Raw genomic sequence first — 15,120 nt, 5'->3', positions numbered from 1 at the left:
GCTCAGCGCGCGCAGCTCAGCGCCCAGACGTCGTAGCGGGGATTGTCCATTGCCGACAGCGCCGGGCTTGCCGCCACCATCCAGCCGTCGAACACGACCTCGCCGCGTTCGTGGATCGTCAGATGCGCATAGGCATTCGACGCCGGGTCGTTCACCGGATAGCGGCAGTCCGACAGCGTCACCTGCAGCCGGAACAGATCGCCGGTGGCGCCGACGCGCAGCGGCAGGTCCAGCGTCTCGCCCGTCACCCGGTCCAGCCCGCGCAGGATCGCCGCCGGGGCCGAGGCCACGGTCTGCGCCGCGGTGCTGTCGACCGAGCTTTCGGGCTGCAGCGCCTCGGGGGTCGAGGGCACGGCCGGCAGATCCTCGTCGTCCTGCAGCACGCTCTCGCCCGAACCGTCGCCCTCGCCCTCGGCGTCGTCCTGCGCCAGCGCCGGCAGGCCCGCGACCAGCGTGGCGATCGCCAGCGCCGCGAGGCCCGTCCTCGCCCGGTGGCCGGTCCTCACTGCGAGGCCCCGCCGCCCGTTGCAGCACCCGACGCGTCCGGCGCCGCGGCGTCGGACCCGCCGTCCGAGCTGCCCGATCCGCCGACAAAGCGCATCAGCAGCGACATCAGGCTGACCGCGCCCTGGGTATCGACGATCTCGCCGCCGGGCTCGATGTTCATCGGGCTGCCGCCGGGCACGATCTCGATATAGGCGCCGCCCAGCAGGCCGTCCTGCGACACCAGGATCGCGCTGTCGTCGGGCAGCTGGATGTCGTCGCGGATCGTCACGGTGGCATCGGCGAAGAAGGTCTGCGGGTTCAGCACGATCTTCGAGATCTCGCCGATCGCCACGCCCGACATCCGCACCTCGGCCCCGGGCGAGATGCCCTGCAGCGAGCGGAAGCTGGCGGTCAGGTCATACTTGCCGCCCGAGCCGCCCAGGCCCGCGCCCAGCCCCGCCCAGACGGCAAAGGCTGCAGCGGCCGCCAGCACGACGCCGCCGGTGAGGATTTCCGCCTTGGTATCGGCCATGTCGTCTTATTCCGGTTGCCAGGCTTCGTAATCGCGCCGTTCCAGCAGCTCGGGGCGCTTCAGCGACCCCGGCGGAACATAGGCGGCGAGCGTGCCGGTCAGGTTTTCCTGGTGGGGCTTTTCCCAGGGCTTGTGCACCAGGGGTGCCTGCGTCGGCGGCGTGTCCCAGGTGTGGTGCAGCCAGCCGTGCCAGTCGGGGGCGATGCGCGACCCTTCGATCTCGCCGTTGTAGATCACCCAGCGTTTCTTGCCGTCCTTGGACTGGTAATAGATGTTGCCCTGCTCGTCCTCGCCGACCTTCTGGCCGAAGCGCTTGGTGAACACCATCGTGCCGATCGTCTGGCTGTTCCACCAGGTGGCCACGCGAAGCAGGAACGACATGGGCTATCCTCCGAAGACCGTCAGCCCCTTATACAAGAGCGCCGCCCGAGGTCCAGTGCCAAGCCCGTGTCTGCCAGACCCGAGTCTGCGGCACTGCGGCACCCAGCCCCGCGCCCCGCGGATCGCGCCGAAATCCCGCCACCCTGCCCGGCGCGATTCGCGCCACCGTGCCGGGGCGCGCGCTGTCGCGCCCGGTCCCGTGCTCCCTGTGGATGTCGATCGGAGATGTCGATGCGACCGGCCCGCTGCGCCCGTGGCGCCCTCACGCGCTGCCCGCGTGCCGCCCCGGCCGCCTGCGACGGCTCGGGCTCGGGAGACGGCAGGATCTCTCTCACGGCCCATTGCCCCGCCAAGGGCTGCAAGGGCGCCGACAGGGACTGCAGGCCGGGGCAGCTGTCGGGCCGCGTCACCGCCGACCGACCGCGCCGCCCCGGCCCGCGCTGACGGTCCGGGGCGAAGCAAGGGCTCGGGCCCGGATCCAGGCCCGGATTTAGGCCCGCGCCTCGGCCCCGGTTTCGGCAGGCGGGCCCGAGGCGACCTCGGCCTCGATCTCGCGCCGGGACTTGCGCTGGCGCTCGGTCGCGGACTTCAGCTGGCCGCAGGCGGCCATGATGTCCTCGCCCCGCGGCGTGCGGATCGGGCTGGCATAGCCGGCCTTGTAGACGATGTCGGCGAAGGCCTCGATCCGCTCCCAGTCCGAGCGCTGGTAGGGCGCGCCGGGCCATTCGTTGAACGGGATCAGGTTGATCTTCGCCGGGATGCCGCGGATCAGCTTCACCAGGCGCTTCGCATCCTCGTCGCTGTCGTTGACGCCCTTCAGCATCACGTATTCGAAGGTGATGCGCTCGGAATTCGACAGCTTGGGATAGTCGCGCAGTGCGCCCAGCAGCGTCTGGATGTTCCATTTCTTGTTGATCGGCACCAGCCGGTCGCGCACCTCGTCGGTGGTGGCGTGGAAGCTGACGGCCAGCAGGCAGCCGATCTCCTCGGCGGTGCGCGCGATCTCGGGCACGATGCCCGAGGTCGAAAGCGTGATGCGCCGGCGCGACAGGCTGATGCCCTCGCCGTCCATCACCACCTTCATCGCGTCGCGCACGTTCTCGAAGTTGTAGAGCGGCTCGCCCATGCCCATCAGCACGACGTTCGACACCAGCCGCGTCTCGTCCTTGGGCGCGCCGGGCTGCGGCCACTCGCCCAGGTCGTCGCGCGCGACCAGCACCTGGCCCACGATCTCGCCCGCGGTCAGGTTGCGCACCAGCTTTTGCGTGCCGGTGTGGCAGAAGGAACAGGTCAGCGTGCAGCCGACCTGGCTGGAAATGCACAGCGTCCCGCGGGTCTCTTCGGGGATGTAGACCGCCTCGACCTCGTGGCCGCCGGCGATGCGCAGCAGGTACTTGCGGGTGCCGTCGGCCGAGACCTGGCGCGTCACCACCTCGGGCAGCGCGATCTCGAAATGCTCGGACAGCAGCGCGCGATAGTCCTTGGCCAGATTGGTCATGCCGGCGAAGTCGCGCACGCCCCAGTGATAGATCCACTGCCAGACCTGCCCCAGCCGCATCTTGGCCTGCCGCTCGGGTGTGCCGGCGGCGATCAGCGCGTCGCGCAGCTGGTCCCGGGTCAGCCCGACGATGTTCACCTTGCCGCCCTCGGGCAGCTTGCGCGGAATCGTCAGGACGTCTTGGGTGATCGGGGCCTGCGTGAGGGTGGCGGCAGCGGCCACCGGCGGGGGGCTCTGTTCGGTCATGGTCATTCCGGGCGGCGGGAGTGAAGGCCGGTATATAGGGGATTCTCGCGCGAAAAGGAAGCGCACTCCGCTCAGGCGGGCCGGCGGGCGCGGATCCAGATCCAGTCGGTGCCCCGCGGTCCGTCGAAACTGCCGCCCGCGCGGGTCGTGACCGTCTCGATCTCCCACCCGGCCGAAGCGCGGTAGAAGGCCACAAGCTCTGCCGCCGTGGGATAGCTGTAAAGCCGCCCGTGGGCGTCGCGGCCCTCGGCCACCCCCGCCTTGAAGCTTGCCACCTGCACCCCGCCGGGCCGCAGCGCCCGGAACACCCGCGCCAGAACGCCCGGCAGGTCGGCGCGCGGCACATGCAGCAGCGCGGCCCGCGCCCAGATCCCGTCAAAGGCCGCCTCGGCCGCCAGATCGCCGAAGCGCAGCACCGCGACCGCGCGCGCCTGCCCCGCCGCCCGCAGCCGCGCGGCCGCCAGCCCGGCCATCGCCACGGCCCCGTCCGTCGGATGCAGGTCGATCCCCGCGCGCAGCATCGCCAGCGCGTCATGCCCCGCGCCGCAGCCAAGCTCGAGCACGCGCGCCCCGCGCGGCAGCGCCGCGACGAAGCCGGCAAGCTCCCCGTCCGCGGCCCCGCCGGCCCGCGCGGCATGCTCGGCCGCCCGCGTCTCGTAGAACCGCAGGGTCGGATCGTCGCCGGTGCCCTGTTCGCCCCCCGTGCCGGTCATCGCCCGCCCGCCACGCAAAAGGGCGCCCCGGTGGGGGCGCCCCTTGTGACATCGATTGTCCGGGGACGGATCAGCTGGCGCAGCGCTTCGCCGCCTCGTCCATCGCGGCGGTGAAACCCATGAGCGAGAAGGTGTCCTTGGTCTGGGTCCCGCGCGAGGACCGCGCCGTCAGCACCGCCTCCGAGCCGCCCTTCAGCGCGCCGACGATCTTGGCATCCTCGTCGCGCGATCCCGACCAGGCCCATTCGCCGTCGGTGAACAGGTTGTACTTGGTGCCGCCGACCTCAAGCTCGACGGTCGAGCCGCCGGCGAACGGATAGCCGCCGGTAAAGCTGACCTCGCCCGCCGGCGCGCCGGGGCGATAGGTGATGAACAGCAGGATGTCGCCGCGCTGCACCTGCACGGCGGCGCCGTCGCGGGTGTTCACGGTCTGCTTCGGCGCCGAGACGCCCCAGCACTCCTTCGGGCTCTCCTCGACGAACACACTCCAGTCCGTCTTCGCGGCAACCCGGTTCGTGGATTCCTGCGCGAGGGCCGCGCCGGTCGATGCGCCCACCAGGCCCGTGGCCAGAACGGCGGCCGCGATCGTTCCAAATCCGGTACCCAGCGATTTCAGTGACGTCATGTGTCCCTCTGTCTTCGAAGCCTCGTTCCCGGCCGTCCCGCGCCTGCGAGCATCCGCCGGTCCGCGCTTGTGTTGCGCCTTTTCCGTGGCGGCGGCCAGTCCAACCCGATACGCACGTCCTTAGCAAACAACCCTTCGGCGTGGAAAGACGTCAGGGCGGAAAATCGCGCATGTGTGAGGGCGAAAATGAACAATCCCGACCTGCCCACCTCTCCCGCGGACGTGCCCCTGGTCGAGCTGTGGCGCGGCGGGCAGCTGGAAAGCCTGCACCGCGGCCACGCGGTGATCTGGGGCCCCGGCGGGATCGAGCACAGCTGGGGCGACCCCGAGGCGGTGATCTTCCCGCGCTCGTCGTGCAAGATGATCCAGGCGCTGCCGCTGATCGAAAGCGGCGCGGCCGATGCCGCCGGGCTGACCCCGCGCCAGCTCGCCCTCGCCTGCGCCAGCCACCAGGGCTCGGGGATGCATGTCGAGGCCGTCACCGCCTGGCTCGACGCGCTCGGCCTGGCAGAGCCCGACCTGCGCTGCGGCAGCCACCGGCCCAAGGATGACGACGAGGACCTGCGCCTGCGCCTCGCGCACGAGGCGCCGTGCCAGATCCACAACAACTGCTCGGGCAAGCACGCGGGCTTCCTGACCTGGACCCGCCATGCCGGCGCCGGCCCCGAATACACCGAGGCCGACCACCCGCTGCAACGCGCGATCCGCGCCGCCACCGAAGAGGTCACCGAAACCCCGGTGCTGGGTGTCGGCATCGACGGCTGCTCGGCGCCGAACTTCGCCACCACCGTCGCGGGCCTCGCGCGGGCCATGGCCGCCTTCGCCGCCGCCGACCCCGAGGGCGACGCCCGCGCGCGCGCCATGGCCCGGCTGACCCGGGCGATGGCCACCCACCCCGAGATGGTCGCCGGCGAGGGCCGCGCCTGCACCACGCTGATGCGGGCGATGGGCGGGCATGTCGCGATCAAGACCGGGGCCGAGGCGGTCTTCGTCGCGATCCTGCCCGAAAGCCGGCGCGGCATCGCGCTGAAGATCACCGACGGCTCGACCCGCGCCTCCGAGGCGGCGATCACGGGGCTGCTGATCCGCGCGGGCGTGCTCGACGCGCGCCACCCCGCCGTCGCCGCGCATCTGGGCACCCAGCGCAACTGGCGCGGGCTGATCACCGGCGCGATCCGCCTCGCCCCCGGCTTCGCCAGCTGACGCCACCGGCACCGGCCCCGCACGGGCCCCGCACAGCGAAAAGGGCGCCCGCGGGGGCGCCCTTTCCAGAACAGGATCCGAACCGGGACTAGTCAGCCGGCCGAGGCGGTCTCTTTCTTGCGGCCCTCGGTGTGGACCAAAAGCGGCTTGGCCGACCCGTCGACCGCATCCTCCTTGACCACGACCTCGCTCACGCCATCCAGACCCGGCAGCTCGAACATGGTGTCGAGCAGGATGTCCTCCATGATCGAGCGCAGGCCGCGGGCACCGGTCTTGCGCTTGATCGCGCGCTTGGCGATCGCCGACAGCGCGTCGTCGGTGAAGGTCAGCTTGACGCCCTCGATGTCGAACAGCCGCTGGTACTGCTTGACCAGCGCGTTCTTCGGCTCGGTCAGGATGGTGACCAGCGCGGCCTCGTCCAGATCGGTCAGCGTCGCCAGAACCGGCAGACGGCCGACGAATTCCGGGATCAGGCCGAATTTCAGCAGGTCCTCGGGCTCCAGCTCCTTGAACAGCTCGCCCACGCCGCGCGCGTCGGGATCCTTGACCTCGGCGCCGAAGCCCATGCCCGAGCCCTTGTTGCGCTGGGCGATGATCCGGTCGAGACCGGCGAAGGCGCCGCCGCAGATGAACAGGATGTTCGTCGTGTCCACCTGCAGGAATTCCTGCTGCGGATGCTTCCGGCCGCCCTGCGGCGGAACGCTTGCCACGGTGCCTTCCATGATCTTCAGCAGCGCCTGCTGCACGCCCTCGCCCGAGACGTCCCGCGTGATCGACGGGTTGTCGGACTTGCGGGTGATCTTGTCGACCTCGTCGATGTAGACGATGCCGCGCTGGGCGCGCTCGACGTTGTATTCCGACGCCTGCAGCAGCTTGAGGATGATGTTCTCGACATCCTCGCCGACATAGCCGGCCTCGGTCAGGGTCGTCGCGTCGGCCATGGTGAACGGCACGTCAAGGATGCGCGCCAGCGTCTGCGCCAGCAGCGTCTTGCCGCAGCCGGTCGGGCCGATCAGCAGGATGTTGGATTTCGCCAGCTCGATCTCGCTCGACTTGGCCGAGTGGTTGAGCCGCTTGTAGTGGTTGTGCACCGCGACCGACAGCACGCGCTTGGCATGTTCCTGGCCGATGACGTAGTCGTCCAGAACCTTGCAGATGTCGCGCGGCGTCGGCACGCCGTCGGTCGACTTCAGCCCCGAGGATTTCGTCTCCTCGCGGATGATGTCCATGCACAGCTCGACGCATTCATCGCAGATGAACACAGTCGGCCCCGCGATCAGCTTGCGCACCTCGTGCTGGCTCTTGCCGCAGAACGAGCAGTAGAGCGTGTTCTTGCTGTCGCTGCCGGAATTGTTCGCCATTCGATATCCTCTGCGGCCTGCCCCGGAGACCTGCGCCCCGGCGCCTTCCCCGGACGTGAACCGGGGGGGCTGGGCGAAAGACTAGGCCAGCCCCCCCGTCATCTCAATGTCAAAAACGCGGCGTTCTCGCGGTTATCGCTCACACGCCGCGAAACGTTACTTCGTCTCTTCGGCCTTGCCGCGATCGGCGAGGATGTCGTCGATCAGGCCCCACTCCTTGGCCTCTTCGGCCGACATGAAGTTGTCACGCTCCAGCGCCGCCTCGACCTTTTCATAGGGGTTGCCGGTGTGCTTGACGTAGATCTCGTTCAGCCGGCGCTTCAGCTTCTCGGTCTCGCGGGCGTGGATCATGATGTCGGTGGCCTGGCCCTGGTAGCCGCCCGAGGGCTGGTGGACCATGACGCGGCTGTTGGGCAGCGAGAAGCGCATGCCCTTCTCGCCCGCGGTCAGCAGCAGCGACCCCATCGAGGCCGCCTGCCCGATCACCAGCGTCGAGACCTTGGGGCGGATGTACTGCATCGTGTCGTAGATCGACAGGCCCGAGGTGACGACGCCCCCGGGCGAGTTGATGTACATCGAGATCTCTTTCGAGGGGTTCTCGGCCTCCAGGAACAGCAGCTGCGCGCAGATCAGCGTCGACATGCCGTCGTGCACCGGGCCCGACAGGAAGATGATCCGCTCCTTCAGCAGGCGCGAGTAGATGTCATAGGCCCGTTCGCCGCGGCTGGTCTGCTCGACCACCATCGGAACCAGCGTGTTCATGTAGAGATCGATGGGGTCTTTCATGCCTCAGCCTGCCTTCTTCCTGTCGCCCCGGAAAGGCTCCGGAGATGTGGTAGTCCTGTAGTCTTGAAGGAGTCTTATGCATCCGTGCGCGGAGCCGCAAGAGGTGGGGTCCGCGCATCGTGGCACGACTAGACCGGGCCCCCTGCGCGCGCAGCACCCGGGCCGCGCCGCGGCGCGGAACGGCGGCGCCCGGCGGGGCGGATCTGCCGTGGCGTCACCCGTGCCCGGCCGCCCGTGCCCGGCCGCCCGTGCCCGTCGGCGCGCCGCGGGCGCCAGGCCCTGCGCGCCAAGGCGCCCGGGGGACGGGGATCACTCCTCGATCAGCTCGCAGGCGACGGGGGCGCCGCCGGCGGCGCCCGGCACCGCCAGAAGCCCGCCCACGACCGGCAGCACGCGCCCGGCCAGCGGGCCGTCGGCAAAGCTCACCTGGCCCTCGGCCACCGAATAGCTGCCCGCGCCGGCGCCGTCCTGGGCATAGCTGCCCTCTTCGGACAGCTCGACCTCGAAGCCGGTCGCCTCCTCGCCGCACAGGTAGTAGCCGGTGACCAGATCGGCCTCGGGCGCGGCGGGCGGCGCCGCCACCGGCTGCACGGCGCCGAAATCGGCCATCAGCATCTCGGGGGCGATCAGGCTCAGCACGCCGGTCTCGTCCTGCACCTGGCACAGCGCGCCCTCGGCGCCGATCACCGTGCCCGAGGCGCCGTCGGGCGTGACCACCCCGGTGCCGCCGGCGCAGCTGTCGATCGCGGCGGCCGGCATCGCGGTCAGCGCGGCCAGCGCGAAGGCGGCGACGGCCGCAGCGGAAACAACACTCGTCTTCATCGCGCGCACCCCGGCGGAAGACCTTCGCGCAACACGCGAAGATCGATCCGTATCAAATTGAAATCAGGCGATTTCGACAGTGTATTTTTCGATGACGGTATTGGCGAGCAGCTTCTCGCACATCGCCTTCACCTCGGCCTCGGCAGCAGCCTTGTCGGTCGCGGCGAGGTCGAGCTCGATGACCTTGCCCTGCCGCACGCCCTCGACGCCGGCGAAGCCCAGCGTGCCAAGCGCATGGCGCACGGCCTCGCCCTGGGGATCGAGAACGCCGTCCTTCAGCATCACATGCACCCGCGCCTTCATCGGCATCGCTCCTTCGTCCAGGTCTTTAGGTTCGTTGGTCAATCAGTTGATCAGCGTGGGCTTTCCGACCTGCGCCACATTGGTGGGCAGGACGCCGAGGCGCCGCGCGACCTCGGTGTAGGGATCGGCCATCGGGCCGGCGCCCTTCTCGTGCATCGCGTCGCGGTCGAGCTTCTCGCCGGTCTTGACGTCCCAAAGCCGACAGCAGTCGGGGCTGATCTCGTCGGCCACGATCAGGCGCATGAAATCGCCGTCCCAGATCCGGCCGATCTCGATCTTGAAGTCCACCAGCTTGATGCCGACGCCGTAGAACACCCCCGACAGGAAGTCGTTCACCCGCAGCGCCAGCGCCACGATGTCGTCGAGATCCTGCTGGTTGGCCCAGCCGAAGGCGACGATGTATTCCTCCGACACCATCGGGTCGCCCAGATCGTCGGACTTGTAGCTGTATTCCACGATCGGGCGCGGCAGCGCGCTGCCCTCTTCCAGCCCCAGCCGCTTGGCGATGTTGCCGGCGGCGAAGTTGCGCACGATCACTTCCAGCGGGATGATCTCGACCTGGCGGATCAGCTGCTCGCGCATGTTCACCCGGCGGATGAAATGGTTCGGCACGCCGATGTTGGTCAGGCCCTGCATGAAGAATTCGGACAGGCGGTTGTTCAGCACGCCCTTGCCCTCGATCGTCTGCTTGCGATGGGGCGCGGTCTCGGCGGCGTCGTCCTTGAAGTACTGGATCAGGGTGCCGGGCTCGGGGCCCTCGTAGAGGATCTTGGCCTTGCCCTCGTACACTTTCTTGCGGCGCGGTGCCATCGGTCATCCTTTGGGTCTGGCGCCGCGGCCGGAGGGGCCGCGCGGTTCGCCCGGGACGAATGCGGCCGCTGCCCGGGCGCAAGGGTGCGGCCCGGACCGCGGCAGCAGGTCCCCGTTGGTCCCGCATATAAGTCAGCACAGGTTTCGCTGCAAGCTGCGGCTGCGGAACCGGCCCGCCGCTGCACCTGCAGCCCCGGCGCCGGCGCAGGGCGCGGCGGCTCAGCCCTGGGTGGCGGGGCGATAGATGAAGCCGTAGGTCGGGTTGACCCGGCCATAGCCCGTGGCGTTCAGCACCCGGACCGCCGACCAGTCGTTGGCCTCGGACACGTCGACGACGCGGTCGCTGGTGATGCGGTTGCGGATCCAGTTCGCCTGCGTCACCTCGATCGTGCGCGGCCCGAGCACCTCGGAGACCACGGCGACATGGCCGAGCGGCATCGCGCCGGTGGCGCGGAAGTTCAGCACCGAGCCCACCACCGGCCGGGCGCCGCGCGGATAGTCGTCGCCCGCCCGCGCCCACCAGGTGCGGGCGTTGCCGCGGATCTCGATCCCCGAGACGTCGCGGGCATAGGGCACGCACCAGATCCGGCTGCGCCCGCGCGAGCGGTCGGTCGCCTCGGAGACCGCCGCGGCCAGCTCTCGCGGCGCCATCGAGGCGACGACGACCGTCTCCGGCGCGGTGCCGCGCGCGGCGGCGGGGAGCGCGGGGACGCCCAGCGCGAGGCCGAGCCCCAGCGCGAGCCCGAGCATCGCGCCCGGTCGCCGGGCGCGTGCCGCGAGGCCCACCGTTTCACCTGCCCCGCCGATGATGCCGCTGCGGCGCGCCGTCCGCGCCGTCGATCCCTGCCCCATGCGATGTCCCCTGCCGTTCGTGCCGATCCGTCCGCCCTGGCACTTGCCGGTGCCTGCACCCGCGGGTGCCCGGGCGGTGGCGGCCGTCTGGCGGGTGTCGCGGCGTTAGGCAAACCATCGGCGCGGCGATCGGCGGGGGGTTGCGGCTTTCGCAGGGTCATCGGCAGAACGCCGCCACCCCGGGCCCGGGATGGCGGCGTTCGGACGAAAACGTGAGTTGCGGCGCCGCGGCGGGTCGTGGCACCCGCGCGCGGCCCGCGCGGCCCGCGCGGAGCTGGCGAGACGGCGCGATGGCGGCGGTCAGCCGCGGGCTTCGTCCACCACCTGGCGCATCCCGTCGAGCGGCAGGTAGCCGCGCAGCATCTGCTCGCCGATCACGAAGGTCGGCGTGCCCTGGATCTGCAGCTTGCCGGCAAGCTCGTGGTTGGCGCGGATCACCGCCTCGACCTCGGGGGTGGCCATGTGGGCGATGACCTTGGCCGGGTCGGCGCCGGCCGCGCTGGCGAGGCCGCGCAGGTTGTCTTCCGACATCTCGCCCCGGAACGAGGTGTAGAAGGCGTCCTTGACCTTGGCATAGGCCTCGGGGCCCGCGGTCTGCAGCACCGAGATCGCGAAGCGCGAGGCGGTCACCGAGTCCTCGCCCAGGATCGGGAATTCCTTGACGACATAGCGGATGTTGCCATCGGACTTCACCAGCTCCTGCACCTCGGAATGGGCCTTGCGGCAATAGCCGCAGCGGTAGTCCAGGAACTCGACCACGGTCACGTCGCCCTCGGGATTGCCGCCGACCCACGAGCCGTCGTCCTGGTAGAGCGCGGCGGAATTCGCGGCGATGATGTCGCTGTCCGAGGCCGCCTGCGCCTGCTGCTGCCGGGCCTCGAGCGCGTTCATCACCTCGATCATCACCTCGGGATTGTCGACGAGATAGCTGCGCACCTGCGCGCCGAAGGCGGCGCTTTCCTCGGGCGTCATCTGGGTGATGTCGAAGGCGGCGGCGGGGACGGCGGCGGCGGCCACCGCGGCAGTCAGCGCGGCCGAAAGGGCGATGGAGCGGAAGGTCATGGCGTTCTCCGGTCGGCGGCGGTGCCGCGGCTGGGGGGACAGGATGCGCGCGGGCGCGCGCGGGACGGAAACGGGGCAAGCTCGTGTCTGCCCCGGCATGACACGCGAGGGCAGGTGGCGCAAGGCGGTGGCGCGGGCCGGCAGGGAACGGCACCGGCCCATGGCGCCGGCCGGCGGCCCGGAACGGCAAGCCCCCCGACCGAACTGACCCCCGACCAGAATGATCCGCGGTAAGGTGGGTTAGGACCGGGCGTCCCGGCCCCGCCACGGCTTGACCTGCGGCGCCCGGGCGGGGAGAAGCGGCCCGACGGCCGGTGCGCATGGCACGGCCGAGCCTGGAGGTCGGGTATGCGGGTATCAAGACGCAGCGATGTCGATCCCTTCATCGTGATGGACGTGATGGAGGCGGCGCGGCAGGCCGAGGCCGCGGGCCGGCACGTGATCCACATGGAGGTGGGCCAGCCCGCCACCCCCGCCCCCGCCGGCGCGCGCGCCGCGCTCGCCCGCGCGATGGAGGCCGACGCGCTGGGCTATACCGTCGCGCTGGGGCTGCCGGCGCTGCGCGCGGGCATCGCCGATCTCTACCGCCGCTGGTACGGGGTCGATCTGAACCCCGAGCGGGTGGTGGTGACCGCCGGCTCCTCGGCCGCGTTCCTGCTGTCCTTCACCACGCTCTTCGATGCCGGGGACCGGGTGGCGCTGGGGGCGCCGGGATACCCGAGCTATCGCCAGATCCTGAAGGCGCTGAGCCTGACCCCGGTCGGCATCGAGACCCGGATCGAGGACCGGTTCCAGCCGACCCCCGCCGCCGTCGCCGCGGCCGAGGACATCGCAGGCCTGATCGTGGCCTCGCCCGGCAATCCCTCGGGGACGATGCTGGGGCACGACCAGCTTGCCGGGCTGATCGGCGCGGCGCAGGCCCGCGGCGCGGCCTTCGTCTCGGACGAGATCTACCACGGGCTGCAGTATGACGGCCGCGCGGTCTCGGCGCTCGAGATCTCGGACGAGGTGCACGTGATCAACTCGTTCTCGAAGTATTTCTCGATGACCGGCTGGCGGATCGGCTGGATGGTCGTGCCCGAGGCGCAGATCCGCACCGTCGAGCGGCTGGCGCAGAACATGTTCATCTGCCCGCCGCATGCGAGCCAGGTCGCCGCGCTCGGCGCGCTGGAATGCATCGACGAGCTGGAGGCGAACCGCGCCGTCTACGCCGAGAACCGGCGCCTGATGCTCGAGGGGTTGCCGAAGGCCGGGTTCGACCGGATCGCGCCGCCGGACGGGGCGTTCTACATCTATGCCGACGTCTCGCAGCTGACGACGGATTCGCGCGCCTTCGCGGCCGAGATCCTTGCTGGATGCGACGTGGCGGTGACGCCGGGGCTGGATTTCGATCCGGGGCGCGGCGCGGGCACGCTGCGGTTTTCCTATGCGCGGGCGACGGCGGACATCGCCGAGGGGCTGGCGCGGTTGCAGCGCTTCATGGCGCAGCGCGGGCAGGCGACGGGATAAGGGGCCGATCACGGCAGTTTCGCTTGGGGCGGCGCCGCGGCGCGGCTATGGTGGCGGCCGGACGGGCTGGGGCATGAACGGCAGGATTTTCGGAACATTCGTCGCGACGGCGCTGGCCGTCGCCGGCCTCGCGCAGGCTCAGGCGCAGACACGGGTGCAGGCTCAGGCTCAGGCGCAGCCCCCGGCGCAGCCCCCGGCCGCGCCGCAGGTGCCGCCGCCGGCCGGGCAGGAGCTGTCGGCGCTGGCGCGGCTCGACCCGCGGGCCTCGGGCATCGAGGACCTGGCCCCGGAAGCGGCGCCGGGGCAGACCTCGGGCCGGGCCCCGGGAAAGGTACCGGAGCGGGGGGCGGGGCAAGGCGCGATCTCGCTCAGGCTCGCGCTCAGCCAGCCGGTGCCGTTCCGCGTCTTCATGCTCGACGATCCGCCGCGGCTGGTGATGGATTTCCGCGAGGTCGCCTTCGACGGGATCGACCCCGCCGCGATCGACCGCTCGGCCCATGTGACCGCGCTGCGCTGGGGTGCGTTCCACCCCGGCTGGTCGCGGCTGGTGGCCGAGCTTGACGCGCCCTATGTCGTCGCCTCGGCCTGGCAGGAGACGGCGCCGACACGGATCAACGTCTCGCTGGTGCCAAGCGATGCCGCCGGCCTTGCCGCCGCCGCCCGCGCCCATGACAGCGAGGCCACGGCCGGGCCCTGGGCCCTGCCCGCCCCCGCCGTGATCCCCGCGCCGCATCCGCGCCAGGACGGCTCGCGCCCGCTGCGGGTGCTGATCGACCCCGGCCACGGCGGGCTCGATCCCGGGGCCGAGGCCGGCGGGCTGTCCGAGGCGCCGCTGGTGCTGGCCTTCGCGCTGCAGCTGCGCGACCTGCTGATCCGCGCCGGGATGGACGTGCAGATGACCCGGGCCGAGGACGTGTTCGTGCCGCTCGACACCCGGGTCTCGGTCGCGCGGGCCTGGGGGGCGGACCTGATGCTGTCGGTCCATGCCGACGCCATCGCCGAGGGCGAGGCGCATGGCGCGACGGTCTACCTGCTGGGCGCCGCCGCCGCCGCCGCCGGCCACACCGCCGAGGAGCTGGCCGCGCGCCACGACCGCGACGACCTGCTGGCGGGGGTGGATCTCGACGGGCATGACGACGAGGTGGCGGGGGTGCTGATGGACCTCGCGCGGGCCGAGACCGGGCCGCGGTCCGACCGGCTGGCGCAGGCGCTGGCGGCGCGGCTGAAGGCGGCGGGGCTGAGGATGCACCGCCACCCGGTGCAGCGCGCGGATTTCACCGTGCTCAAGGCGCCCGACATCCCCTCGGTGCTGCTGGAGCTGGGCTTCCTGTCCTCGCAGGAGGACCGCGCGCGCCTCGCCGACCCGGCCTGGCGCGAGCGGATGGCGCAGGCGGTGCTGGGCGCGCTCGACGACTGGGGCGCCGCCGACGCGGCCGAGGCGCGGCTGCTGCGGCAGTGAGCGCGCCGGGCGGCGATCCCCGGGGCACCTGGACCGCCCGGCCCGCCCCCTGCTGCTTCCGTGTCGGCAGGCCTGCCCGACGAGGCCGGGCACCTTCGGTCCCGCAGCCCCGCCCCGGCGCCCGATCGCCCGCGCCGGGCGCCGAGCCCTGAGAGGACAGGCGCGCCCGGCACGGGCCTGCGTCCGCGATGCCGCCCCGAGAATGACCCTCCCCCGCAGACAGACCCTTGCCCGGGTGCCGGCGCCCCCGCGGCCGCATGATCCGAGAGCCCGTCCCGCGCGCGCCGCGACGCGGGACGGGCACCGCCGCACCCGGTCGGTGGAGCGCGATGCGCAACGAAGCCGGACCCGGCATGGACCGCGGGCCGTTCCCGGGTGCTCGCCGGGGGCGGCGGCGGGCACGAGGCGGGACCGGCCCGGCCTGCCCGCCCCGGTCCTGCGGGCAGCGCAACCTCGGGGCCGCAGCGGGCTG

16 protein-coding genes are annotated in these 15,120 nt (G+C 71.4%); 3 read left to right on the top strand and 13 right to left on the bottom strand.

Annotation, left to right across the window (positions count from 1 at the left end):
• Positions 1-2: 2 nt before the first annotated feature.
• The 6 genes from V8J39_RS02220 to V8J39_RS02195 form a co-directional block, all read right to left on the bottom strand.
• Positions 3-506, bottom strand: a complete 504-nt coding sequence (locus tag V8J39_RS02220) for a DUF2155 domain-containing protein (RefSeq protein WP_336459235.1) — start codon at positions 504-506, stop codon at positions 3-5.
• Positions 503-1,018, bottom strand: a complete 516-nt coding sequence (mlaD, locus tag V8J39_RS02215) for an outer membrane lipid asymmetry maintenance protein MlaD (protein WP_336459234.1) — start codon at positions 1,016-1,018, stop codon at positions 503-505. The genes V8J39_RS02220 and mlaD overlap by 4 nt, the downstream gene beginning before the upstream one ends.
• A 6-nt stretch (positions 1,019-1,024) precedes the next feature.
• On the bottom strand, positions 1,025-1,399 hold the full coding sequence (locus tag V8J39_RS02210; protein WP_336459233.1) for an NADH:ubiquinone oxidoreductase subunit NDUFA12: 375 nt from the start codon (positions 1,397-1,399) through the stop codon (positions 1,025-1,027).
• Between the two features lie 490 nt (positions 1,400-1,889).
• Positions 1,890-3,143, bottom strand: coding sequence for a 23S rRNA (adenine(2503)-C(2))-methyltransferase RlmN (rlmN, locus tag V8J39_RS02205; protein WP_336459232.1), 1,254 nt, complete (start codon positions 3,141-3,143; stop codon positions 1,890-1,892).
• Between the two features lie 71 nt (positions 3,144-3,214).
• Positions 3,215-3,856: a class I SAM-dependent methyltransferase gene (locus tag V8J39_RS02200; RefSeq protein ID WP_336459231.1), complete on the bottom strand. Its 642-nt coding sequence runs from the start codon at positions 3,854-3,856 to the stop codon at positions 3,215-3,217.
• Between the two features lie 70 nt (positions 3,857-3,926).
• The gene (locus tag V8J39_RS02195; protein ID WP_336459230.1) at positions 3,927-4,481 is read right to left on the bottom strand and encodes an invasion associated locus B family protein; all 555 of its coding nucleotides are present in this window, start codon (positions 4,479-4,481) and stop codon (positions 3,927-3,929) included.
• A gap of 186 nt (positions 4,482-4,667) precedes the next feature.
• Here V8J39_RS02195 and V8J39_RS02190 point away from each other — a divergent pair, with 186 nt between their 5' ends.
• A complete protein-coding gene (locus V8J39_RS02190; protein WP_336459229.1) occupies positions 4,668-5,684 on the top strand; it encodes an asparaginase in 1,017 nt (338 codons plus the stop codon).
• A gap of 92 nt (positions 5,685-5,776) precedes the next feature.
• Here V8J39_RS02190 and clpX read toward each other — a convergent pair whose 3' ends face one another.
• From clpX to V8J39_RS02155, 7 genes are all read right to left on the bottom strand, one after another.
• Positions 5,777-7,045, bottom strand: coding sequence for an ATP-dependent Clp protease ATP-binding subunit ClpX (clpX, locus tag V8J39_RS02185; RefSeq protein ID WP_336459228.1), 1,269 nt, complete (start codon positions 7,043-7,045; stop codon positions 5,777-5,779).
• A gap of 156 nt (positions 7,046-7,201) precedes the next feature.
• The gene (gene clpP / locus V8J39_RS02180; protein WP_336459227.1) at positions 7,202-7,831 is read right to left on the bottom strand and encodes an ATP-dependent Clp endopeptidase proteolytic subunit ClpP; all 630 of its coding nucleotides are present in this window, start codon (positions 7,829-7,831) and stop codon (positions 7,202-7,204) included.
• 309 nt (positions 7,832-8,140) lie between these two features.
• Entirely contained in the window at positions 8,141-8,653 is a 513-nt protein-coding gene (locus tag V8J39_RS02175) for a hypothetical protein (protein ID WP_336459226.1), read from the bottom strand.
• A 63-nt stretch (positions 8,654-8,716) separates the two neighbouring features.
• Positions 8,717-8,956 (bottom strand): phosphoribosylformylglycinamidine synthase subunit PurS, encoded by a 240-nt coding sequence (gene purS, locus V8J39_RS02170; RefSeq protein ID WP_336460173.1) that lies wholly within the window; start codon positions 8,954-8,956, stop codon positions 8,717-8,719.
• A 42-nt stretch (positions 8,957-8,998) separates the two neighbouring features.
• Positions 8,999-9,766, bottom strand: a complete 768-nt coding sequence (purC, locus tag V8J39_RS02165; protein ID WP_336459225.1) for a phosphoribosylaminoimidazolesuccinocarboxamide synthase — start codon at positions 9,764-9,766, stop codon at positions 8,999-9,001.
• Between the two features lie 219 nt (positions 9,767-9,985).
• The gene (locus V8J39_RS02160; RefSeq protein ID WP_336459224.1) at positions 9,986-10,618 is read right to left on the bottom strand and encodes a CHAP domain-containing protein; all 633 of its coding nucleotides are present in this window, start codon (positions 10,616-10,618) and stop codon (positions 9,986-9,988) included.
• Between the two features lie 300 nt (positions 10,619-10,918).
• Positions 10,919-11,680: a DsbA family protein gene (locus tag V8J39_RS02155; RefSeq protein ID WP_336459223.1), complete on the bottom strand. Its 762-nt coding sequence runs from the start codon at positions 11,678-11,680 to the stop codon at positions 10,919-10,921.
• 348 nt (positions 11,681-12,028) lie between these two features.
• On the opposite strand from V8J39_RS02155, the gene V8J39_RS02150 reads away from it, so the two are divergent.
• Positions 12,029-13,189, top strand: a complete 1,161-nt coding sequence (locus tag V8J39_RS02150) for a pyridoxal phosphate-dependent aminotransferase (RefSeq protein ID WP_336459222.1) — start codon at positions 12,029-12,031, stop codon at positions 13,187-13,189.
• A 73-nt stretch (positions 13,190-13,262) separates the two neighbouring features.
• Positions 13,263-14,648 carry an N-acetylmuramoyl-L-alanine amidase gene (locus V8J39_RS02145; protein ID WP_336459221.1) on the top strand — a complete coding sequence of 462 codons (1,386 nt, stop codon included), beginning with the start codon at positions 13,263-13,265 and terminating at the stop codon, positions 14,646-14,648.
• Positions 14,649-15,120: the final 472 nt, after the last annotated feature.

Origin of the sequence: Frigidibacter sp. MR17.24, from assembly GCF_037095655.1 — a bacterium.
Taxonomy (GTDB): Bacteria; Pseudomonadota; Alphaproteobacteria; order Rhodobacterales; family Rhodobacteraceae; genus Frigidibacter.
This window is presented reverse-complemented; position numbering and strand designations above follow the sequence as displayed.